Origin of the sequence: Croceicoccus sp. Ery15 (assembly GCF_020985305.1) — a bacterium.
Lineage (GTDB): Bacteria > Pseudomonadota > Alphaproteobacteria > Sphingomonadales > Sphingomonadaceae > Croceicoccus.
On sequence record NZ_CP087588.1, the window covers coordinates 1,053,543 to 1,073,439 of the forward strand.

26 protein-coding genes are annotated in these 19,897 nt (G+C 64.2%); 17 read left to right on the plus strand and 9 right to left on the minus strand.

What is annotated here, in order from left to right; translation table 11 throughout:
- Nucleotides 1-11 precede the first annotated feature (11 nt).
- From LOZ77_RS05205 to LOZ77_RS05240, 8 genes are all read right to left on the minus strand, one after another.
- Nucleotides 12-797, minus strand: a complete 786-nt coding sequence (locus LOZ77_RS05205; RefSeq protein ID WP_230281126.1) for a sigma-70 family RNA polymerase sigma factor — start codon at nt 795-797, stop codon at nt 12-14.
- On the minus strand, nt 794-2,854 hold the full coding sequence (locus LOZ77_RS05210) for a flagellar biosynthesis protein FlhA (protein ID WP_230281127.1): 2,061 nt from the start codon (nt 2,852-2,854) through the stop codon (nt 794-796). The genes LOZ77_RS05205 and LOZ77_RS05210 overlap by 4 nt, the downstream gene beginning before the upstream one ends.
- 41 nt (nt 2,855-2,895) lie before the next feature.
- Nucleotides 2,896-3,720: a transglycosylase SLT domain-containing protein gene (locus LOZ77_RS05215; RefSeq protein WP_230281128.1), complete on the minus strand. Its 825-nt coding sequence runs from the start codon at nt 3,718-3,720 to the stop codon at nt 2,896-2,898.
- 57 nt (nt 3,721-3,777) lie between these two features.
- Complete coding sequence (locus tag LOZ77_RS05220) at nt 3,778-4,104, minus strand: flagellar protein FlgN (protein WP_230281129.1); 327 nt, start codon at nt 4,102-4,104, stop codon at nt 3,778-3,780.
- Nucleotides 4,101-4,376, minus strand: coding sequence for a flagellar biosynthesis anti-sigma factor FlgM (flgM, locus tag LOZ77_RS05225; RefSeq protein ID WP_230281130.1), 276 nt, complete (start codon nt 4,374-4,376; stop codon nt 4,101-4,103). Before flgM ends, LOZ77_RS05220 begins: the two co-directional genes overlap by 4 nt.
- A 94-nt stretch (nt 4,377-4,470) precedes the next feature.
- Nucleotides 4,471-4,971, minus strand: a complete 501-nt coding sequence (locus tag LOZ77_RS05230; protein ID WP_230281131.1) for a flagella basal body P-ring formation protein FlgA — start codon at nt 4,969-4,971, stop codon at nt 4,471-4,473.
- 269 nt (nt 4,972-5,240) lie between these two features.
- Nucleotides 5,241-5,621 (minus strand): hypothetical protein, encoded by a 381-nt coding sequence (locus tag LOZ77_RS05235; RefSeq protein WP_230281132.1) that lies wholly within the window; start codon nt 5,619-5,621, stop codon nt 5,241-5,243.
- Between the two features lie 14 nt (nt 5,622-5,635).
- A complete protein-coding gene (locus tag LOZ77_RS05240; RefSeq protein WP_230281133.1) occupies nt 5,636-6,319 on the minus strand; it encodes a MotA/TolQ/ExbB proton channel family protein in 684 nt (227 codons plus the stop codon).
- Between the two features lie 229 nt (nt 6,320-6,548).
- Here LOZ77_RS05240 and flgB point away from each other — a divergent pair, with 229 nt between their 5' ends.
- The 15 genes from flgB to LOZ77_RS05315 all read left to right on the plus strand — a co-directional run bounded on the left by flgB (nt 6,549) and on the right by LOZ77_RS05315 (nt 16,986).
- Nucleotides 6,549-6,896, plus strand: a complete 348-nt coding sequence (flgB, locus tag LOZ77_RS05245; protein ID WP_230281134.1) for a flagellar basal body rod protein FlgB — start codon at nt 6,549-6,551, stop codon at nt 6,894-6,896.
- Between the two features lie 2 nt (nt 6,897-6,898).
- Nucleotides 6,899-7,306, plus strand: coding sequence for a flagellar basal body rod protein FlgC (gene flgC / locus LOZ77_RS05250; RefSeq protein ID WP_230281135.1), 408 nt, complete (start codon nt 6,899-6,901; stop codon nt 7,304-7,306).
- On the plus strand, nt 7,303-7,575 hold the full coding sequence (locus LOZ77_RS05255) for a flagellar hook assembly protein FlgD (protein ID WP_230281136.1): 273 nt from the start codon (nt 7,303-7,305) through the stop codon (nt 7,573-7,575). Before flgC ends, LOZ77_RS05255 begins: the two co-directional genes overlap by 4 nt.
- A 5-nt stretch (nt 7,576-7,580) precedes the next feature.
- Nucleotides 7,581-8,387 (plus strand): flagellar hook-basal body protein, encoded by an 807-nt coding sequence (locus LOZ77_RS05260; RefSeq protein ID WP_230281137.1) that lies wholly within the window; start codon nt 7,581-7,583, stop codon nt 8,385-8,387.
- A 2-nt stretch (nt 8,388-8,389) separates the two neighbouring features.
- Complete coding sequence (locus LOZ77_RS05265) at nt 8,390-9,130, plus strand: flagellar basal body rod protein FlgF (protein ID WP_230281138.1); 741 nt, start codon at nt 8,390-8,392, stop codon at nt 9,128-9,130.
- Nucleotides 9,131-9,142: 12 nt separating this feature from the next.
- Complete coding sequence (gene flgG / locus LOZ77_RS05270) at nt 9,143-9,931, plus strand: flagellar basal-body rod protein FlgG (protein ID WP_230281139.1); 789 nt, start codon at nt 9,143-9,145, stop codon at nt 9,929-9,931.
- 2 nt (nt 9,932-9,933) lie between these two features.
- On the plus strand, nt 9,934-10,587 hold the full coding sequence (locus LOZ77_RS05275; protein WP_230281140.1) for a flagellar basal body L-ring protein FlgH: 654 nt from the start codon (nt 9,934-9,936) through the stop codon (nt 10,585-10,587).
- Between the two features lie 13 nt (nt 10,588-10,600).
- Complete coding sequence (locus LOZ77_RS05280; RefSeq protein WP_230281141.1) at nt 10,601-11,698, plus strand: flagellar basal body P-ring protein FlgI; 1,098 nt, start codon at nt 10,601-10,603, stop codon at nt 11,696-11,698.
- Between the two features lie 2 nt (nt 11,699-11,700).
- On the plus strand, nt 11,701-11,991 hold the full coding sequence (locus tag LOZ77_RS05285; protein WP_230281142.1) for a rod-binding protein: 291 nt from the start codon (nt 11,701-11,703) through the stop codon (nt 11,989-11,991).
- A gap of 6 nt (nt 11,992-11,997) precedes the next feature.
- Nucleotides 11,998-13,335 (plus strand): flagellar hook-associated protein FlgK, encoded by a 1,338-nt coding sequence (gene flgK / locus LOZ77_RS05290; RefSeq protein WP_230281143.1) that lies wholly within the window; start codon nt 11,998-12,000, stop codon nt 13,333-13,335.
- Nucleotides 13,336-13,343: 8 nt separating this feature from the next.
- On the plus strand, nt 13,344-14,264 hold the full coding sequence (locus LOZ77_RS05295; protein ID WP_230281144.1) for a flagellar biosynthesis protein FlgL: 921 nt from the start codon (nt 13,344-13,346) through the stop codon (nt 14,262-14,264).
- 31 nt (nt 14,265-14,295) lie between these two features.
- On the plus strand, nt 14,296-15,159 hold the full coding sequence (gene motA, locus LOZ77_RS05300) for a flagellar motor stator protein MotA (RefSeq protein WP_230281145.1): 864 nt from the start codon (nt 14,296-14,298) through the stop codon (nt 15,157-15,159).
- A gap of 3 nt (nt 15,160-15,162) precedes the next feature.
- Nucleotides 15,163-16,020 (plus strand): flagellar motor protein MotB, encoded by an 858-nt coding sequence (locus LOZ77_RS05305; protein WP_230281146.1) that lies wholly within the window; start codon nt 15,163-15,165, stop codon nt 16,018-16,020.
- Between the two features lie 16 nt (nt 16,021-16,036).
- On the plus strand, nt 16,037-16,333 hold the full coding sequence (locus tag LOZ77_RS05310) for a PilZ domain-containing protein (protein WP_230281147.1): 297 nt from the start codon (nt 16,037-16,039) through the stop codon (nt 16,331-16,333).
- A gap of 86 nt (nt 16,334-16,419) precedes the next feature.
- The gene (locus LOZ77_RS05315) at nt 16,420-16,986 is read left to right on the plus strand and encodes a hypothetical protein (RefSeq protein WP_230281148.1); all 567 of its coding nucleotides are present in this window, start codon (nt 16,420-16,422) and stop codon (nt 16,984-16,986) included.
- A gap of 107 nt (nt 16,987-17,093) precedes the next feature.
- On the opposite strand, the gene LOZ77_RS05320 is transcribed toward LOZ77_RS05315, so the two are convergent.
- Nucleotides 17,094-17,921, minus strand: a complete 828-nt coding sequence (locus LOZ77_RS05320; RefSeq protein ID WP_230281149.1) for a flagellin — start codon at nt 17,919-17,921, stop codon at nt 17,094-17,096.
- Nucleotides 17,922-18,255: 334 nt separating this feature from the next.
- On the opposite strand from LOZ77_RS05320, the gene LOZ77_RS05325 reads away from it, so the two are divergent.
- Nucleotides 18,256-19,527: a sigma-54 interaction domain-containing protein gene (locus LOZ77_RS05325; protein WP_370638068.1), complete on the plus strand. Its 1,272-nt coding sequence runs from the start codon at nt 18,256-18,258 to the stop codon at nt 19,525-19,527.
- On the plus strand, nt 19,515-19,895 hold the full coding sequence (fliE, locus tag LOZ77_RS05330) for a flagellar hook-basal body complex protein FliE (RefSeq protein WP_230281151.1): 381 nt from the start codon (nt 19,515-19,517) through the stop codon (nt 19,893-19,895). Before LOZ77_RS05325 ends, fliE begins: the two co-directional genes overlap by 13 nt.
- Nucleotides 19,896-19,897: the final 2 nt, after the last annotated feature.

A 19,897-nucleotide genomic window follows, 5' to 3' on the forward strand; every position in this document is an offset into this window, starting at 1 on the left:
GTTCAACAGCATCAGCAGGCCTCTTCCGGTCCCGGATCGCTGGCCGTCATCGTCGCCCGCAGCCTGTCGAGCGCCTGCGCTTTCAACTGGTGGACGCGCGGTATGCTGACCCCCAGCACGGCCGCGATCTCTGCCAGATTCAATTCCTCTACAAAGTAAAGCTGGGTGATCATCTGCAACCTTTCGGGCAAGGCGGCGATCGCGGCGGCCAGTAAGGCGCCCTGCTCCGCATCTTGCATGGCAGACAAGCCATCGGGGGTGTCACCGGCAAAGGCAGCGTTGCTGTCGGAGTAGCACCGGTCGATCGGATCAAACCGCAAAGGCTCGCTAAACGCGCGCAGCGACGATATTTCGCGCGGGTTCACTTCCATCGCCGCTGCCAGTTCGCCATCGCTGGGATTGCGTCCCAGTTGCTGTGCCAGCCGATGCGCCGCCGCTTCGATCTCGCGCCGTTTACGGGCGGCGGTTCGGGTCGTGGGTGCCTCTCGCCGGATCAGGTCGAACATCGCACCGCGCACGCGCATCTTGGCATAGGCGGCAAAGGCGTGCTCGCTCCCCTGCTCCCCCTCGCCCATTTCGGACCGCCCCCGATGACGCTGCGCACATTCAGCCAGCGCCATCAGCCCGACCTGGATCAGATCCTCGATCTCTATGCCGGGCCTTCCGCTGCCATGGGCATGCCATGCCAGCCTTTTGACCATGGGCATAAAGTCCCTGATCCGTTCCTCCGCGCTGCCGGAATAGGCATTGCGGGCGGTCTGCCGCGTCCTGCCAAATGCCGTCTGGTTATGCATCATGCCGCCATCTCCATATTGTCGGCTGCTGCAATCGGGGCGCTGGCACCGATCACCTCGATCACTTCGATGGGCTGGCTGGCAGGCAGTTCGCCAATCGAGATTACGATGACTTCAGGGGTCCGCTGGCGAACCAGCGATGCGATGGCGCGCCGCGATTGGGGCTGAACCACCAGCGCTGGTGGAATGGCCGCAGGCCCGCGCTCGTCCACGATCTGCTTCACGCGGCGGGCAATGGTAGTTGCCAGATCGGGCTCGATCACCGGCCAGCCTGTCACCGGATCGCGCAGCCCCTGCAGGATCGCGCTTTCCAGCCCGCCATCCAGTGTGACCACGGGCAGCGATCGGGTCGGCGGGCAGATCCGCCCCACAATGGTCGCGCCCAGATCGCTGCGCACGCGGTCGACTAATGCCTCGTGATCCTGGGTCACCTGCACCACACGCGAGAGACTTGCGAAGATCGGCACCGGATGGGTGATCGCGATGCCATCCTCCAGCAGGCTGCGCAGCACGCGGGTCACGGCGGCCAGAGACAGCGGCTGCGGATGGATGGTCTCGATCAGGCTGGCCGAATGGGCCTTGGTCGCCTCGATCAGGTCGCGCACCTCGTCCGGCCCCAGCAAATCATGCGCCCGCTCTCCCAGTAACTGGTTCAGATGGGTGGCGATGACCGTGCCCGGATCGACGACGAGAAAACCGGCTGCCGTGGCATGGTCGCGGTTGCCCTTGTCTATCCACAAGGCAGGGCAATTGAAGCTGGGGTCGCGGGTTTCATCCCCCTTCAGGTGATGATTGCGGCTGGCCTCTCCCGTATCGATGGCCAGCACACGGCCCGGCTGCACCGCCGCGCCGCCCAGCATTACCCCGCCCAACATGATGCGATAGTCATAGGGCGCCATGTCCAGCGCATCGCGCAGCCGGAATTGCGGGACAACGAAGCCGAAATTGCGCGACAATTGCTTGCGCACGCCAGTGATGCGGGCCAGCAATGGCGAGCCCTTTTTCTCATCCACCAAGGGGACGAGACCATAGCCAAACTCTATGCTGACGAGCGCCATGTCGGTCACCTGATCCAGATCGATGCGATGCGGATCGACGGGCGCTGATATGGCCGCGACCGTTGCAGGCCGTGCGGCGCGTTTCTTCAGCCTATGCGCCAGCCAGAACGCCCCTGTCGCTGCGGGCAGGAAGATCGACTGCGGCATGGCGGGGATCATCCCCACGGCAGCCAGCACCACGCCCACCGGCAGCCAGCTGCGCGGATCGGCAAATTGCCCGCCGATCTGCCCTGCCAGATCGCGCGCGTCGGATACGCGGGTGACGATCACCGCTGCCGCGATCGACAGCAGCAACGAGGGCACTTGCGCGACCAGAGCATCACCGATGGCGAGCTGCATATAGGTCTCGGCCGCTTCGGCCGCGGACAGGCCGTGGGTAATCATGCCAAGGCACAGCCCCGCAATGATGTTCACCGCCAGGATCAGCAGCGCCGCGATCGCATCGCCCTTCACGAATTTCGACGCACCATCCATCGAGCCGTAGAAGTCCGCCTCCGTTGCCACTTCGCGGCGCCGGGCCTTGGCTTCATCGGCGGTCAGAATGCCGGCAGCCAGATCGGCATCGATCGCCATTTGCTTGCCCGGCAAGGCATCGAGGGTGAAACGCGCCGACACTTCGGACACGCGCCCTGCACCCTTCGTCACCACTACCATGTTGATGATCATCAGGATCAGGAAAACGAAAATTCCGACCGCGAAATTGCCGCCGATCACAAATGCGCCGAACGCCTCGATCACATGGCCCGCCGCAGCACCCCCTTCATGGCCATGTACCAGTACCACGCGGGTGGAAGCGACATTCAGCGCCAGCCGAAGCAAGGTCGCGAACAGCAGGACCGAGGGAAAGGACGAGAAATCCAGCGGCTTTTGCGCGTTCATCGCGGCCATCAGGATCGCCACCGACAGCGCGATATTAAGAACAAAGGACACATCCAGCAGCATGGCCGGTACCGGCACGATCATCAGCAGCATCAGTGCGATGATCCCGGCCGGGAGTGCCATCGCGCTGAGATCTGCGGCTCGTTTCGCGGTTGGGACGGGCGTCACAGGCCGAACCTTTCAAACCGCGCATAGGCTGCCTTGACGGCGGGCGGAGTGGATTGGCCGGTGTCGCCGAAGATCGACTGCAGCCTGGCGGTCATGGATTGCCCGCCCGCGATCCGCGCGGCGACCGGCAGGGCCCCCGGAACAGGCAGGCCGGGCCCCGGCTGAGCGGGCCGGTGGGGCAATGGCGAAACGAACTCGCCCGCGCCATTCATGGCGCCCTGTACCTTCGCTTCGATCACGGCCATCACTTCGCCAAGGCTGCGCTCCGCGCCCGATGGGTGCCGGAATATGCCGCGATTGGCTGCGCTGGCGGCAGGCAGCAGCGCCGTAGCCGACGCATCGGGATCGCGGGACAGCGCGTTCAGAAAGCGCGCGGCATCGCCGCTGCCGAGGAAATGCGCGAGATAAAGCTCTGCCGCGTCGGGCTGGCGGCCCAGCGTGCGCGCCATTTCGATCCGGTTATCGCCAGCGAGCTCCCCCGCCATCAGGGCCGATGCGGCGGGATCGTAACGCAGGCCCATGATCCGTTCCGCCATCGCCTTGTCGGTGATGCGCCCGTCCGAAATGGCCGCACTGGCCCAGCCATAGCCGTGCTTTGCGCCGTGGCGTTCCAGCGTGCCCAGCCATGTTGCATTGGTAAACTGGAAAAGACCCGCCGCGCTGGAGGTAGCGGCCTTTGCATCGGGGTTCATCGAGGATTCGATGCGGGCCTGTGCCAGCAGGAATTCGAAATCCTCTCCGGTGCGCTGCGCGGCGCGGGCGATATCGGCGCGGATCGCTGTGCCGGTGCCGGAGACGGCTTCAATCGGGGGTCCACTCATTCGGGTCAATCCTGTCGGTGACTGTGACAGAACAACCCAAGCAATTACCGTGCCAGTTCAGGCCCCCAGCGCGGCATAGCGTTTCGCGCCATACAGGCGCGGCGAACCGCTCAGCATATCGATCCGCGCGGTGATATTGGCCGCGACAAGATTGCGCATCTGGCGGTTCACCTCGTTCGCGTCGCGGGCGGCGCGGCTCATCGCGCGGCATTCCTCGTCCAGCGAGGCGGCATCGGCATGATCCAGCCGGTCGCACACGCCCAGCTTCTCGCGCGCAGCCAGCGTAATCGCGTCGAGGTCGAGACCGGCAATCGCTTGCCGCTCACTCTCAAGCACGGCAAGCATCTGCCGCAACGCTTCCTTCAGTTTGACGGTCTCGCTCACTTTTCGGTCCTTAGCATGAAGCCGGCTGCGATCATGGCATCGGCGATTTTCTGCGGCACCAGAGGATAGGTGCCGTCTTCGATGGCCTTGCGGATTTCAGCGACGCGGTCGGCATCGACGGGCGGCGCGCCCGGATCCAGTGCGTCGGAAAGCGAAAGGCCGGAGGCGGCGGGCGCTTTTTGCGATGCCATGTCCGGCCCCGTACGAAGGGGCGTCGGGCGGATGTCGCCGGTAAAGACCGGGCGGATCGGTCCGATATCATGCGTTGCCATTTGCGCGTTTCCCTAACAGCGGTCCGAAAGGCAGGACGGATGCGGCAAGGGAAGTTTAAGGGCGGCGGCGGAAAATGGCCTTTCGGGCCGGAGATCAGGCGGAAGGCAGGCTGACCACGCCCGGCGCGGTTATCCGTGCGCGCATGATGTCGGCGCGGCGGCGGGCCTCGGTTACGGGGCGCACCTTGATCCAGTCGCCCACCGCGCCGCTTTCCAGCGCCTGTCCGGGGCGGGAGATGGTGAACCCCTGCCCTGCAACCGCAATCGAAACGGCATCGCCGCGTTGCACCGCGATTGCCTCGGCCCCGGCGTCCGCCGCGACCGCTGCCGCGCGTACCGGCATATAGAGCCGCCATCCGCCCGCATCGGGGCACTGCAAGATCAGCGTATCGCGGCCGTCGCTTCGCCAGCCGATATCGACCGGCGCGGCACAGGGGCGCAATTTCAACCTGCGGTCGATCGGATGCATCGCGCCGCCTTCCTCTCCGATCGCTGCGCCGGTAAACTGCGCGATCCGGTCATCGAGCGCGGCCAGATCCTGAACCGGCGCACCGGCGGCCATCAGCAGGACGATCAGGGCAGAAGCGTTGAACATGGGCGTGGCCTTTCGCAGCGTGTAACGATGTGCATCACGGCTGCGTTGCAAGATATGTGCCAAGCATTCCGGCTATCCGGCGAGGGTGACAAAGGTGACATCTGTCACCCAAGGTGTCACCCAGAGTTTTTCCCGGAAATGCGCGGGTTTTTGCGCCTTTGGGTGACATTGTCGGGTTGCGGGGAAATTCGACGTTTTGAAAGAGCCTTCGATAACGGGCGATAGGCCGGATCGGGCGTGTAGGACAGCAAAACCCCCACGGCGCGCCATCAATGGTCATAGGCCAGCACCGCGCCCTGTTCGCGGCTGTCGGGGATCAGCACGATGCGTGCATGGGCGCCCGCACCGGCGGCTTCGGCAGCAAGGCGGGCGGCTTGATCCATCGCGACGGCGGCATTGGCAGGATCGTATCCGATGGTGATTTGCAGGCTCGCCCCCGCGCCCGCGGGATTTTGCCGCAGCCATTCGCCCAAAGGCGGCGCATCGGGCAATGCGCGATAGAACGCCTGAGGGACCGGATCGGGCGCGGGCAAGTCTGCGGCGCGGTCTGCCGAGGCATATTGCGCGGTCACGATGAACATGATCAGGGCCAGATCGGCCAGCATGATCGCCCAGCCCGCCTGCCCCTTCATACCGCGATGACCCTTCATACCGCGATGCCCCATCACGCGGCGAAGACCCTGTCCGCTGCGCCTGCCCCGTCTGCCCCGTCCGCCCCGTCGGGCAGTGGATGAACCACAGCTCCCTCCAGCTGCGCGGCGGTCCAGCGCAATAATTCGTCGCGCGCCTGTTCCTCCGCCTCGCCCGAACGGCGGATCGCCTCGGCCAGCGGGGTAAGGACCAGATGGGCCAGCAGCACGCCATACAGCGTGGTCAGCACTGCCGCCGCCAGCGCCGCGTTCATCCCTGCGGCGGGATCGGACGGCAATTGCGACAAGGCCAGCAGCGTGCCCGCCAGCCCGAACGCCGGCGCGGTTTCCGCCGCCATGGCCAGCGTGGCGAAGGCACGGCGGTTATCGGCCAGACGCCGCGCGCGATAACGCGCCATCTGCTTGTGAAACAGCGGGATCGAACGCGCGTCGATCATGGCCTTGGCGGCAAGCTGGCTGGCGCGGTCGCGGAAATAATAGGGTTCGGTCCTGACCAGCCCGTCGATCCGCACATCCTGCACCATGCGCGCCAGATCGCTGCGCAGATCGTCGGCGTCGAATTCGCGGGAGGCAAGATGCCGGATCGTCGCCAGCGTAGCGCGGCATTCGCCCAGCCCCGCCCGCAGCAAGGTGGCCAGCGCCGTGCCGCCAACGACGATGGCGGCAGAAACGGGATCGATCAGCGCGGCGAAATCCATGGCTATTGCGGCTCCTTATGCGGGCCAGAACGGATGGCGCGGCGCGTTTTTCAGGGGGCGGCGCGCGTTTGCCGCCATACCGGCAACGCTTTGCCGCACCCTGTTGCCGCCTGCACGGCCAATCCTGCCGCCACATCCTGAAAAGCGCGAAGAACCGCGGTTTTCGCCCGGTTGGCACGGCATTTGCAAACCCATCAACCGACTATCGCACAGCAGGAAAGGGCCGATCATGTCGGGCGATCTGTTTGGAATTCACGGGGCGGCATTGCAATTGCGCTCGCAGCGCATGGGCGTGCTGGCGTCGAATATCGCGAATGCCGGAACCCCCGGTTACAAGGCACGCGACATCGATGTCGGCGCGGCCCTGGCGCGCGTCGCCGGCGGTACTAGCGTCGATCGGGCCGCTGACGGCGCGACCCTGTTCCGCGTGCCGGTAATCGCCTCGCTCGACGGCAATACGGTCGAGCTGCAGAACGAACAGATCGCATTTTCGGAAAACGCCGTCGGCTATGCCGCCACGCTCGACCTGATCCGCACGCGGGTCGAGACGGTGACCCGCGCGATCCGGGGCGAATGACGATGGCCGACCGTCCCCTGACCGCCTTTACCCTCGCCCAGCGCGGCATGTCGGCCCAGATGGTCCGCATGAACGCGGCGGCCTCGAACCTCGCCAATGCTGGTTCGGTCGCCGCGAGCGAGGGGGAAGCCTATCGCCCCTTGCGCGCCGTTTTCGCCGAGGATCTCGATCGCGCCACCGGCCAGTCCAGCGTGCGCGTCAGCGCCGTCGTGCGCGAGGATACCGCCCCCACCCGCCGCTATGACCCCGGCCATCCGCTGGCCGATGCCAATGGCGAAGTCTGGGTCGCCCCCGTCGATGAGAATGCCGAGATGGTCGAGATGCTGGAAGCATCGCGCCAGTACCAGAACATCGTCGAGGCACTTTCCACCACCAAGCAACTGATGCTCGACACGATGAGGCTGAAATGACGATTTCCTCTGTAACTTCCGCGACGACCGCAACCGCAAGTTCCTCGACCGGCGGCGGCTTCGCCTCGCTCGACCAAAGCGATTTCCTGAAGCTGATGACGGTGCAGATGCAGCATCAGGACCCGTTCGATCCGGTCGACAACAAGGAGATGCTGGCCCAGCTGGCCCAGTTTTCGCAGCTGTCCGCCAGTTCGGAAACGAACAGCGTGCTCGACCAGATTTCCGCCAAGCTCGACGCCATTGCGGCGCTCGCGGCCGGAAAGGAGTAACCCCCATGTCTTTCTATACTTCGCTCAGCGGCCTGAAGAATGCCCAGACGGGCCTGAACGTCACGGCCCATAATATCGCCAATGCCGAAACCAGCGGCTTCAAGAAATCGACGGCCAATTTCGCCGATCTGGTGGCCGGTTCGGCCAATGCCGATCCGCGCATGCTGATCGGGATCGGCTCGTCGGTGGATTCGATCACCCAGAACTTCGACGTGGGCCCGATCGAGCAGACGGGCGCTTCGCTCGATCTGGCGATCACGGGCGACGGGTTCTTTTCGACCGTGTCGCTGGCCGACGGCAAGACGCTTTATACCCGCAATGGCGGCTTTGGCATCGACGAGGCCGGCAATGTGCAGGACGGCGCGGGCAATGTGCTGCAGATATTCGCCCCCGGCGCCGATCCCGCGGTGGATGCACCGGTCGGGGCAATGGTCCCGCTGGTCAATGGGGCGGGCAGCGAGTTTGCGGGCATTACCGTCAATTCCGACGGGTCGATGATCGCATCCTATGCCGATGGCACCAGCACCGCGCTGGGCACGGTGGCGCTGGCCAATTTCACGACCCCGACGGGGCTGCGGCAGGAAGGGTCGTCGAACTGGTCCTCGACCGGCATTTCGGGTGTCGCCACTTACGGCGCGCCGAATACGGGGCGCAATGGCGGTATCATGTCGGGCGCGATCGAACGGTCGAATGTCGATCTGTCGGAAGAGCTGGTCAGCCTGATCACCGCGCAACGCTATTTCCAGGCCAATGCCAAGGCGATCGATACGGCGACGCAGATCAGCCAGACGATCATCAACCTTCGGACCTGATCATGGACCGGCTGATCTATTCCGCCGTGTCGGGCATGAACGCCAGCATGGTGCGCCAGCGCGCCATCGCCAGCAATATGGCCAATGCGCAGACCACCGGCTTCAAGGCCGAGATCTTCGATTCCCGTCCCGTGACGCTGGATGGCGGGCCGGTTGAAGTACGCGCCCAGAACCGGACAGAGGTTCGCGGCGCCCAAATGGCCGACGGATCGGTCAACGATACGGGCCGACCGCTGGATATCGCGATGCAGGGCGACATCCTGCTGGCGGTGCAGGCGCTGGACGGGACGGAAGCCTATACGCGGCGCGGCGATCTGTCGGTCTCGCCCACGGGCGTGCTGCAGACGGGCGACGGACTTCCGGTGATCGGCGATGCCGGGCCGGTGACCGTCCCCTTGGGCGGCGACATCGCGATTGCACCCGATGGCGCGATCCTGCTGACCGACCCCGCCGTGCCGGAGGCTGCGCCCGAACAGATTGGCCGCCTGAAACTGGCCAGTGCCACCGGCAGCGATCTGGTGAAAGGGCTGGACGGTCAGTTCCGCGTCAGAGGGGGCGGTATTCTGCCAGCCGATCTGGACGCCAAGGTCGTCACCGGCGCGCTGGAAGGATCGAATGTCGTTCCCTCCGAAGTGCTGGTCGACATGATCGAAGCCCAGCGCCTGTTCGATATCCGCACCAATGTCGTCTCTACCGCCCGCGATCTCGACGAGAGCGCGGCCCGCCTCATGCGGCTTAGCTAAAGGAGAATTTCCATGCCCAGCTCGGCACTTCACGTCGCCCGCACGGGGCTTGAGGCGCAGGATGCGCGCATGCGCGTCATCGCCAACAACCTCGCCAATGTCGCCACCACCGGCTTTAAACGCGACCGCGCCAATTTTTCGACCCTTGCCTATCAGGCCGCGCGGGTGGCGGGGCAGCAAAGCAGCAACCAGACCGAATATGCCGAGGGGCTGAACCTTGGCACCGGCGTTCAGGTCCAGTCGACCAGCCGGATCGTCACCCAAGGCACGCTGAACGCGACAGGCAATGCGCTCGACCTCGCTCTCGATGGCGACGGCCATTTCCAGGTGGAGATGCCAGGCGGCCAGATGGGCTATACGCGCGCGGGCAATTTCACCCGCTCGTCCGAAGGGCTGCTGGTCACTTCGCAGGGTTACCCCGTGCAGCCGCAGATCACTATTCCCGAAGGAATGACATCGCTGACCATCGGCGACGACGGCATCGTGTCGGCCATGGTGGCGGGCGATGGCGATCCGGTCGAACTGGGACAGCTGACCATCGCCAGCTTTGCCAATCCGGGCGGATTGCGCCCTGTCGCGGGCAATTATCTGGAAGAAACCGCGGGCAGCGGCCCCGCCCTTCTGGGCATCGCGGGCGAGGAAGGGCGCGGCCATGTGCAACAGGGCATGCTGGAAGGCAGCAATGTCAATGTCGTTCAGGAACTGGTCGACATGATCGAAACGCAGCGCGCTTACGAGATCAATTCCAAGATGATCTCCTCGGTCGACGAGATGCTGCAGAACGCGAACCAGACGCTGTGACCATGCGCCCGCTCGTTCTTGTCGCCCTTCTTGCCTGCGCATCGACCGCGCAGGCACAGGATGCCGGATACGAACCGGCCCCTGCTGCGCCAACCTATATGCCATCGGTGCCCCCTGCCCCGACCGGCGGAATATTCCAGCCGTCGTCGGGCTATACCGGCCTGTATGAAGGGACCCGCGCACATCGGGTTGGCGACCTTGTCACCATATTGCTGGTCGAGAGCACGGTCACGTCGAAATCGGTGCGTTCAAAGAACGACCGCAGCGGCAGCCTCTCCTTTGTCCCGCCGTTGACCGGTCCCTTCGCCTTTCTCGACCCGTCGGACCTTAAAGCTTCGGGCGCGGGGTCGTTTTCGGGAAGCGGAAGCGCGGGGCAGAACAGCTCGCTCGCCACGGCGCTGGCCGTGACCATCGTCGAAGTGCGGCCGAACGGAACCGCACTGGTGCAAGGGGAAAAGAACATGTTGCTCAGCCAGGGGGATGAATGGGTGCGTTTTCGCGGCATCATCCGCCTTGCCGATGTGGACGCGGAAAACACGGTGATGTCGAGCCGCGTGGCCGATGCCGCCATCGAATATTCAGGCAAGGGCGACCTTCAGCGGGCAAGCCGCCCGGGATGGCTGTCGCGCTTCTTCTCGATCATCAGCCCATTCTGACGGAGCCGGAACGATGCGCCGTTTTATCCTTATCCTTGCAGCCCTGTGCACGGCCGTGTTGCCCGCGACGGCCCATGCCGAACGGGTGCGCGACCTTGGCCAGTTTCAGGGCGTCAGGTCGAACCAGCTGACCGGATATGGCATCGTCGTCGGGCTTCCCGGCACGGGCGACGACAATCTGGAATATGTGACACTGGCGATGAAGGGCGTGTCGGGCCGCATGGGCCTGCAATTGCCCGCGGGGGTTCAGCCTTCGCTGAAGAACGCCGCCGCCGTTATCGTCACTGCCGATCTGCCTGCCTTTGCCAAACCCGGCCAGCGTATCGACGTGACCGTTTCGACAATGGGCAAGGCCAAGTCGCTGCGTGGCGGCGCGCTGATCCTGACCCCGCTTTATGGTGCGGACGGGCAGATTTACGCCATGGCGCAGGGCAATCTGGCCGTGGGCGGTCTGGGCGTATCCGCTGCCGACGGGTCGAAACTGACCGTCAACGTGCCGACTGTCGGGCGCATCGCCGATGGCGGCAGCGTGGAACGCGCGGTCGACACGGGTTTCGATAGCGGAGAGGTGCTGCGCTATAATCTGTTCAACGCCGATTTCCTGACGGCAAGCCGCGTGCGCGATGCGATCAACCGCATGCTGCCCGGTACGGCGAGCATAGAGGACGGGGTGACATTGGCGCTGCGCCTGCCCGCCGGGTCGGACCGCCGAGCCAGCCTGATGGCGGCGATCGAAATGCTGGAAATCGCGCCCGCCGAAACACCTGCCAAGGTGATCGTCAACTCGCGCACCGGCACGGTCGTAATCAACAGCGCGGTGCGCCTGTCGCCCGCCGCGATCAGCCACGGCACGCTGACGGTGCGCATCGACGAGAACCCGATGATCGTCCAGCCCGCCCCCTTCAGCCGCGGACAGACCGCGCAAGAGGAAAGCTCCGACATCTCCGTCACCGAAAGCGGCGGACAGGTCGCGCTGTTCCAGCCCGGTGCCTCGCTGTCGGAAATCGTCGATGCGCTGAACCTGCTGGGTGTGGGCGCATCCGATCTGGTCGCCATTCTGGAAGCGTTGAAACAGGCGGGCGCGCTGAAAGCCGAAATGGTGATCCTGTGAGCATGGCAATCGGCACCGCTGCCGACGCAGCTTCATCCGCGAAAGAGCGGTCGCAATTGGCCGGCGCCGCGCAGGATTTCGAGGCGATCTTCCTGCGCCAGATGTTGTCGGCCGCGCGCGACAGCGCGATCCGCAGCGATCTGTTCGGATCGAACGGATCGGACACATTCCGCCAGATGCGCGACGAGGCATTTGCCGACATCGCATCGCAGCAAGGCCTGCTGGGGCTGGCCGCCATGATCGAGGCGCAGGTGGCCAGTGCCGATCCCCAAACCCCGGATTCCAAGGAGTAGGCCGCAATGGCATCCGATCTCATCTCGATTGCGCAAAGCGGCGCGCGCACCGCGCGGCAGGCGCTGGATGTAACCGCCAGCAATATCGCCAATGCCTCCTCTCAGGGGTATGTCCGCCGCACCGTCCAGCTGAACGAGGTGGTGGCATCTGGCGAGCTGTCGGCAGTCGGCAATCTGTCCCTGTCGGGCGTGCGGCTGAATGCGGTGATCCGCAATGCCGATGCGTTCCGCCAGTCCGAAGTGCGCCGCACCGGATCGGACCTTGCCCGCGCCGATGCGGAACTGTCGGGCCTGTCCAATATCGAAAGCGCGCTGGAACAGAGCGGCCTGTATGACGCGCTGGTCGATTTCGAAGCCGCGCTGAACCAGCTGGCGAGCGATCCGGTCGACCGGTCGCTGCGCGCTGCCGCGCTGGAAGCGGCGCGCGGTATGGCATCGACGTTCAACCTTGCCAATGCGGCGCTGGCGGCAGCAGGTGACGGCGTGACATTCGAAGCCGGTGCCGATGTGGCGCAGGCCAATCTGCTGACCGGCGAGCTTGCCGTGCTGAACACCAAGCTGGCGCGCAGTGCCGCGGGTTCCTCGGATCAGGCGGCCTTGCTGGACCGGCGCGATTATCTGCTGGGCGAATTATCGGGCAAAATCGGCATCCATGCCGAAATCGCACCCGACCAGACGGTCACGATCCGCGCCGGCGATGCGAGCGGGCCGCTGATGCTGGATGGCAGCACAGCGACCTCGTTGTCGCTTACAAGCGCGGCGGACGGAACATTGTCGTTCGACCTTGGCGGCAGCGCGGTGGTGCCCGCCGCCGGATCGCTGGCAGGCCATGCTCAGGCGCTGGACGAACTGGCCGATGTACGGCTGCGGCTGGATACGCTGGCGATGGATGTCGTCACTGCCGCCAATATTGCGCAGTCTGCCGGTGCCGCGCTGGACGGCAGCGCCGCGCCCGCCATGTTCACCGGTACCGGTGCGGGCGATATGGCGCTGGTCATCTCCGACGGCTCGCTTATTGCCACCGCCCCCGCCGGATCGCCCGCGAACAGCAGCGACGGCAGCAATCTGGCCGCCCTGTCCGCGGCATTGACCGGCAGCGGCGTCGCATCGGGGCTGAACGGCCTGTTGTTCGACGTGTCCGCCATGGTGAACGGGAAGACCGTCACGCGCGACACGCTGGCCGCGATTGCGGACAACGCCAATATCGCCCTGCAGGCGCAGGCGGGCGTCGATCTGGACGAAGAGGCGGTCAACCTCGTCCGGTTCCAGCAGGCGTTTCAGGCATCGGGCCGCGTCATGCAGGTCGCCAGCGATATTTTCGACACCATCCTCGGCATCAGGTGAGGCACGCGATGAGCATTTACGGAACCGGCACAACGGCATTCTACGCCAAATCGCGCGTGGATATGACGGCGCTTCGCAAACAGGCCGAAAAAATGCAGGGCCAGCTGTCCACCGGCGAAAGGCTGGAGCGGGCATCCGACGATCCCGTCGCGGCCGCGCGGCTGCGCACATTGTCGCGCGCAGATCGGTTGGCAGAGGTTGACCAGTCGAACACCAACCGCGCGGCAGGCGATCTGGGACTGGCCGATGCGGCGCTGACGTCGATGGCCAATCTGGTCACGCGGGCGCGCGATCTGGCGATCCAGGCGGGGTCGGAAACGCTGAACGATACGCAGCGCGCCGCCATCGGAATCGAGATCGAGGAAATCCATACGCAGCTGGTCGCGCTGGCCAATGCGCGCGACACGGGCGGGCATGCGCTGTTCGGCGGGGCGGCGACCGGCGATGCCTATGAAATCGACGGCACCGGCTATGCGGCCTATCTGGGCACGGCGGCATCGGGCGAAATCGATCTGGGCGACGGTCAGACCGTGATCCGGTCGATCACCGGCCCGGCCATTTTCGGCATCGATGTCGATGGCACGCCTGCCAATCTCCTCAACATCGTCAAGGATCTGTCGCTGGCGCTGGCGGGCGGCGCGGCCGACACGGCGCAGGCCGCGCGCGACGCGCTGGGCGGATTGACGGCAGGCATCGACAATATCGCCACCAACCAGACCGTGCTGGGCGCGCGTCTGGTGTGGCTGGATTTCGTGGCCGAGCGCCAGACCGATCTGGGCGTCATGCGCGCCGCGGAGGAAGCCGATACCGGCGGGGTCGACATCGCCGACACCATGATCCGCCTGCAGGAAGCCATGACCGTTCTGGAAGCCAGCCAGGCCGGTTTCACACGCCTCTCGGGCATGAGCCTGTTCGACCACATCGGTTGAAGTTTTCAACGCAAGTCACGGAAAAACAGTCATGTTCTCAGCCATCGGTATCGTCATCCTGCTGGTTATGGTGTTTGGCGGCTTCGCCCTGACCGGCGGCGCATTGGGCCCCGTCATGCATGCCGTTCCGCACGAAATGCTGATCATCGGCGGCGCAGCGCTGGGCGCGGTGGTCGCCGGCAATTCGATGCACGAGCTGAAAGCAATCGGTGCCGCACTGGGCAAGGTGTTCAAGGGTCCGAAGCATTCCAGGCAGGACCACATGGACGCCATCGTGCTGAGCAGCCGTCTGATGAAGATGCTGAAGAACGAAGGGCCCGTCGCGGTCGAGGCGCATGTTCAGGACCCCTCTAATTCGGCCATTTTCAACGAGTTTCCTGCCATTCTTTCCAACAAGCCTTTAACCGACCTGCTCTGCGATGCGATCAGCCTGCAGGTCGTATCGTCGGGCACTCTGGAGCCGCATGCGGTGGAGGAGGTCATGGATAATGCCATGAAGACGCATTTCCACGGATTGCACGAACCGCAGCACGCCTTGCAGAACCTTGCCGATGCGCTGCCCGCGCTAGGTATCGTGGCGGCCGTGCTGGGCGTCGTGAAGACAATGGGCTCGATCGACGAACCGCCATCGGTGCTGGGGGGTATGATCGGTTCCGCTCTGGTCGGCACGTTTCTGGGCGTCCTGCTCGCCTATGGCATCGTCGGGCCGCTGGCGGGCCGGCTGAAGCAGATCAACGAGCAGGACGAGCAGATCTTCCACGCCGTCAAGCAGGTAATCATCGCCAGCCTGCACGGTTGGCCGCAGCCTTTGGTAGTGGAAAGCGCGCGGTCGGGTCTGGGCCATGGATTCCGGCCCGGCATGAACGAAATGCTCGACGCGATGCGGGGCAAGTAAGCCATGGCCAGCACCCCCGCCCCCTCCGACGCCGGTTTCGACGCCGGTTTCGACGCCGGTTTCAACGGGCGCAACAGCCGGCCCGTCATTGTCAAAAAGGTCACCATCGTCGCGGGCGGCCATCACGGCGGGGCGTGGAAAGTGGCCTATGCCGATTTCGTGACCGCCATGATGGCGTTCTTCCTGCTGCTCTGGCTGCTCAACGCCACGACCGAGGAGCAGAAGCAGGGGCTGGCCGATTATTTCGCCCCTACCCTTGTCCAGATGCGTGAAAACAGCGCGGGCAGCAACGGCTTGCTGGGCGGCCGGTCGCTGTCGAAAGTGACCAGCGAGGTGAATGGCAAGTCGGAAAAGGAGCAGCTTGCAATCACCCCTCCCCTTGGCGGCAGTGACAATCCGCGCCGGTCGGAAGAAACCCGCCGCGCCGTCGAAGCCATGCTGCAATCCACCCCACGCCTGCGCCGGCTTGCCGAGCAGGTACGCCTTGTCCGGACGGTCGAAGGCATTCGTCTGGATCTGGTCGACGATGCCGATTTCTCGATGTTCCATCTGGGCACCACGGTCCTGACCCCTGACGCGCGCACCTTGCTGGGCGCGATTGCCGAGGCTGCGGCGGCACAGAACACGCAACTGACCTTGCGCGGCCATACCGATGCCCTGCCATGGCGCGACGGAGTGCCGGGCAATAACTGGTCGCTGTCCGCCGGCCGCGCAGAAGCGACGCGGCTGGAACTGCTGCGCGGCGGCATCGCCAAAAACCGCTTTGCCCGTATCGAGGGGGTGGCAGACCGCGAACCGCTGATCGCGGACAATCCCGCCGATCCGCGCAACCGGCGCATTTCGATCACCGTGCTCGATTGAGCATGCATTCCAAATCATGATCGCAGCGCGCAAACAGGAACGCGCCAGTGTCGAAGGCGTATGCCGCTATCGCTTTGGTGGCGGAATCGCCGTGCCCGTGCGCATCTCGGATCTGACCGAAGGAGGCTGCAGGATCAGCTCGATCCCGCGCGCGCTGGCCATTGGCGACCATATTTCGATCAGCATCGACACGCTGGCGCCCCTGTTCGCGACGGTGAAATGGGTGGAAAGCGGGCGTGCAGCGGGGCTGAAATTCGACAACCCGCTCTACCCTTCCGTTTTCAGCTGGCTGCTGTCGAACATGAAGGCATGACATCTGCCTGTATTACACGCATTCTGTTGATCCGTTTGGATTGACCAAGTAATGATCCGCGCGAGTCCACGATAAGGATGCGCGCCATGCATCAGATTTACTTGACCCGGTATTGGGCCGTCCCCCTGATTCTATTGTCGCAAACAGCCTGCTGGGACGATTCCTCGGCCGAGACCACGACTGCGACATCGGCTGCTACATCGGCTGCAACTTCGGCCGGGGCGGCCAAGAAAGCCGAGACCATTTCCGACGAAGAGATTTTCACCGCAGCGGGTTTTACCCAAAGCAATGGTGCATGGTCCAAATGCGGCGATCCCGGTACGGTCAGCTATGAACCGGGCGATATCGTCGATCGCGGCGATTTCAACGGCGACGGCCTGCCCGATGCAGTGGTCGTCGAATATGGCACCTATTGCTTTGGCATGACGGGTTCGGGCTATACGCTGGTCAGCCGCAAGACCGACGGCGAATGGATCATAGTGGACGAGCGGCCTGGCATCCTCCGGTTTCTGAACACCAAGGGTAAGGACGGCTGGCCCGATATCGAGGTCGGCGGCCCGGGCTTCTGCTTTCCCGTGATCGGCTGGAACGGCACCAGCTATGAAACCGTGCGGTGGGAGTATGAGGGCAAGGCCTGTCAGAAACCGTACTGACCGCACCGTAAAAGCGAAAAGGTCCGGCGGTCGTGAAACCGCCGGACCCGAACGATCACCCACATCGGGGGGAATGATACGGGCGATAGCCCTTTGATCGACGCCGCTTAACGAAGCAGCGACAGGACGTTCTGCTGGCTCTGGTTCGCCTGGCTCAGCATGGCGGTCGACGCCTGGCTCAGGATCTGGGCCTTGGCGAGAGCGGTGGTTTCGGCCGAATAGTCGGTGTCTTCGATCCGCGAACGCGCGTCCGACAGATTGGTCGAATTGGTGGTGAGGTTGTTGACGACGCTTTCCAGACGGTTCTGGCCAGCACCCAGCGTGGCGCGCGTGGCCGAAATGTCGGTCAGTGCGGCATCGACATTGGTGATCGTCGTCGCGGCCAGCGCTGCGGTCGTCACGTCGAGTGCGGTTGCATCCATATCGGTGATATCCAGCGCCTTGCTGGTCAGCGTGACGACATCGGTTGCCGCTGCGCCCGTGGCGATCGAAAAGGTCACATCGGTCGCGCCGTCGGTGCTGAACAGGGCCACGCCGTTGAACGTCGTATTGCCGAGAATATCGCCGATCTGCGAAGTCAGCTCGGTCACTTCGGCCTGCATATAGGCGCGGTCGTCGGCATCGTTATAGGTGCCGCTCTTCGACTGGACGGCCAGTTCGCGAACGCGCTGCAGCATGTTGGTCACTTCGTTCAGCGCGCCTTCCGTCGTCTGCGCAAGGGCAATGCCGTCATTGGCATTGCGGATGCCCTGGCTCATGGCGCGCACGTCCGATGTCATCTTGGTCGCAATGGCAAGACCAGCCGCATCGTCCTTGGCGCCGTTGATGCGCTTGCCGGTCGACAGGCGTTCCATGGCGGTGCCCAGCTGGCGGTCGGCAGAAATCGAAGCAGCCGAAGCTTTCATCGCGGAAATATTGGTGTTGATTACGGTCATCGTTGAAACTCCTGGTCAAAGAATTTGGGTCAGAGATTTTGTGTAGTCGTGATTGAAACTCTGGGTTTCGCTTTCCCGGTCGGCCAAGCCCCCATTTGGCCCGGCTGCCACCATGAAAAGCGGACATCGCTTCAGGAGTTTAAGGGGCCTCGCAGCTTTTTCGGTCCGTTCCGGATCGAATGCTTAACGACTAGGTGATTGTCCCTATCCGCTTCGTGAAATTCGTTTCCTGTCTCCCCTTTAAAAGCGGTCACGAACGAAGCTGCATTAAGGGGGGAACCTGGTGTCCGCGGTTCAGTACACGGAAAAGTCGCGCGCCTTGCATGGCGCGCTTATGCAACGAATGTCGGCCATCTGCGGGATCACGCTGGGCGGCGCACCGGTTTTCGTCCGCGACGCGGAAGAGGATACCGCCCCGCCGCCAAAGGCGCGCGTGATCGAACTGGCGCGCGGCGATGCGCTGTTCATCGTGCGCAAGGGCGCACGCCATATCGCGGTCACCTATGTAGATGCCATGTCGGATGGCGCGCTGGCCGCCGCGCTATGCGCCCTGTCCGGCCCCGAAGATCCGATCGCGGGCGATCCGGAAAGCCTTGCGATCTTTGCCTTGGCACAGCGGATCGCGGCCAGCGACATACCCGTTCTGATCAATGGCCCGACCGGCACCGGCAAGGAAGTGCTGAGCCGTTTCGTCCATTCCCGCAGCGCTCGGGCGGACAAGCCGTTTATCGCGGTCAATTGCGCCGCCATGCCCGAAACCATGCTGGAAGCGATGCTGTTCGGTTACCAGAAGGGCGCATTCACCGGTGCCAATGCCGCAAGCGAGGGTTTTATCCGTGCAGCCGACGGCGGCAGCCTGCTGCTGGACGAGATCAGCGAGATGCCGCTGGCTTTGCAGGCGAAGCTGTTGCGCGCCTTGCAGGAACAGGAAGTCGTGCCCATCGGCGCGAGCGTTCCGGTCAAGGTCGATGTGCGCATCATCGCCGCGGCCAACCGCGACCTGCCGCTGGAAGTGGCCGAGGGGCGTTTCCGGCAGGACCTTTATTACCGGTTGAACGTGTTCCCGCTGGGTCTGGAAGCGCTGGAGCGCCGGCCGCAGGATATCGCCCTGCTGGCGCAGGCGATGCTGATGCGCCATTCCCCGGCGCTGGGCGCAGTGCCCTGCATCGCGGACTGCGCGATCGACGAGCTGAAGGGCCATAACTGGCCGGGCAATGTACGCGAGCTGGAAAACGTGATCCGCCGCGCCTTGCTGCTGTCCAGCGGCGCGATGTCGATCACCGCCGATCACATCATGTTCGACAAGGCTCCCTTGCTCGACAAGACCCGCGCGCGGATCGAGACGTGCGAGGAGCCGCGAGAAAGCGCCCGTGTCATTCCGCTGCTACGTTCATCGCGCGAAGAGGCATGCCTGTCCGATGTGAAGCAGGAATCCGAAACCCGCGCGATCCTGCAGGCGCTGGAAGATTGCGACGGCAATCGCCTGCGCACCGCCGACCGGCTGGGCATTTCCGAACGCACCCTGCGCTACCGCCTTGCCTCTATGCGGGAAGCGGGCGTCGAAATCGAACGCTATGCCAGCGGAGGTGCGCAATGTCGGCGCTGAACTCCTTGGGCACTGCCGGAACCGCTCCGGCCATGAACGTCCAGCAGATCATCGACCTGCGCAACCGCATTATCGAGCGGAACGACGCGCTGCAGACCATCCACGCGTCCGAAACCGCCCGCGCCGCAAACCCGGCGCAAGGTGCTGCGCAAAGTTTCGACGATACGCTGCAATCGATGCTGGGCGGCGTGAATGCGGCCCAGTCCCGCGCCCAGGATGTCAGCGCCGCATATCAGCGCGGCGAAGTCACCGATGTGGCGCAGGTGATGCTGGCCCGTCAGGAAGCCGGCGTCGCGTTCGAAGCCACACTGCAAGTCCGTAACAAGCTGTTGTCCGCCTATCAGGACATCATGCGGATGGGGGTTTGATC

What these genes read in the sequence shown, in the direction of transcription:
- flgB (WP_230281134.1), top strand. Translation starts at nt 6,549, where the DNA reads ATGTCGGGCGATCTGTTTGGAATTCACGGGGCGGCATTGCAATTGCGC.
- LOZ77_RS05260 (WP_230281137.1), top strand. Translation starts at nt 7,581, where the DNA reads ATGTCTTTCTATACTTCGCTCAGCGGCCTGAAGAATGCCCAGACGGGC.
- LOZ77_RS05215 (WP_230281128.1), bottom strand. Translation starts at nt 3,720, where the DNA reads ATGAGTGGACCCCCGATTGAAGCCGTCTCCGGCACCGGCACAGCGATC.
- LOZ77_RS05275 (WP_230281140.1), top strand. Translation starts at nt 9,934, where the DNA reads ATGCGCCCGCTCGTTCTTGTCGCCCTTCTTGCCTGCGCATCGACCGCG.
- LOZ77_RS05285 (WP_230281142.1), top strand. Translation starts at nt 11,701, where the DNA reads ATGGCAATCGGCACCGCTGCCGACGCAGCTTCATCCGCGAAAGAGCGG.
- LOZ77_RS05255 (WP_230281136.1), top strand. Translation starts at nt 7,303, where the DNA reads ATGACGATTTCCTCTGTAACTTCCGCGACGACCGCAACCGCAAGTTCC.
- motA (WP_230281145.1), top strand. Translation starts at nt 14,296, where the DNA reads ATGTTCTCAGCCATCGGTATCGTCATCCTGCTGGTTATGGTGTTTGGC.
- flgG (WP_230281139.1), top strand. Translation starts at nt 9,143, where the DNA reads ATGCCCAGCTCGGCACTTCACGTCGCCCGCACGGGGCTTGAGGCGCAG.
- fliE (WP_230281151.1), top strand. Translation starts at nt 19,515, where the DNA reads ATGTCGGCGCTGAACTCCTTGGGCACTGCCGGAACCGCTCCGGCCATG.
- LOZ77_RS05205 (WP_230281126.1), bottom strand. Translation starts at nt 797, where the DNA reads ATGATGCATAACCAGACGGCATTTGGCAGGACGCGGCAGACCGCCCGC.
- flgC (WP_230281135.1), top strand. Translation starts at nt 6,899, where the DNA reads ATGGCCGACCGTCCCCTGACCGCCTTTACCCTCGCCCAGCGCGGCATG.
- LOZ77_RS05315 (WP_230281148.1), top strand. Translation starts at nt 16,420, where the DNA reads ATGCATCAGATTTACTTGACCCGGTATTGGGCCGTCCCCCTGATTCTA.
- LOZ77_RS05230 (WP_230281131.1), bottom strand. Translation starts at nt 4,971, where the DNA reads ATGTTCAACGCTTCTGCCCTGATCGTCCTGCTGATGGCCGCCGGTGCG.
- LOZ77_RS05295 (WP_230281144.1), top strand. Translation starts at nt 13,344, where the DNA reads ATGAGCATTTACGGAACCGGCACAACGGCATTCTACGCCAAATCGCGC.
- LOZ77_RS05210 (WP_230281127.1), bottom strand. Translation starts at nt 2,854, where the DNA reads ATGGCACTCCCGGCCGGGATCATCGCACTGATGCTGCTGATGATCGTG.
- LOZ77_RS05325 (WP_370638068.1), top strand. Translation starts at nt 18,256, where the DNA reads ATGCAACGAATGTCGGCCATCTGCGGGATCACGCTGGGCGGCGCACCG.
- flgM (WP_230281130.1), bottom strand. Translation starts at nt 4,376, where the DNA reads ATGGCAACGCATGATATCGGACCGATCCGCCCGGTCTTTACCGGCGAC.
- LOZ77_RS05305 (WP_230281146.1), top strand. Translation starts at nt 15,163, where the DNA reads ATGGCCAGCACCCCCGCCCCCTCCGACGCCGGTTTCGACGCCGGTTTC.
- LOZ77_RS05240 (WP_230281133.1), bottom strand. Translation starts at nt 6,319, where the DNA reads ATGGATTTCGCCGCGCTGATCGATCCCGTTTCTGCCGCCATCGTCGTT.
- flgK (WP_230281143.1), top strand. Translation starts at nt 11,998, where the DNA reads ATGGCATCCGATCTCATCTCGATTGCGCAAAGCGGCGCGCGCACCGCG.
- LOZ77_RS05320 (WP_230281149.1), bottom strand. Translation starts at nt 17,921, where the DNA reads ATGACCGTAATCAACACCAATATTTCCGCGATGAAAGCTTCGGCTGCT.
- LOZ77_RS05310 (WP_230281147.1), top strand. Translation starts at nt 16,037, where the DNA reads ATGATCGCAGCGCGCAAACAGGAACGCGCCAGTGTCGAAGGCGTATGC.
- LOZ77_RS05265 (WP_230281138.1), top strand. Translation starts at nt 8,390, where the DNA reads ATGGACCGGCTGATCTATTCCGCCGTGTCGGGCATGAACGCCAGCATG.
- LOZ77_RS05235 (WP_230281132.1), bottom strand. Translation starts at nt 5,621, where the DNA reads ATGAAGGGTCATCGCGGTATGAAGGGGCAGGCGGGCTGGGCGATCATG.
- LOZ77_RS05280 (WP_230281141.1), top strand. Translation starts at nt 10,601, where the DNA reads ATGCGCCGTTTTATCCTTATCCTTGCAGCCCTGTGCACGGCCGTGTTG.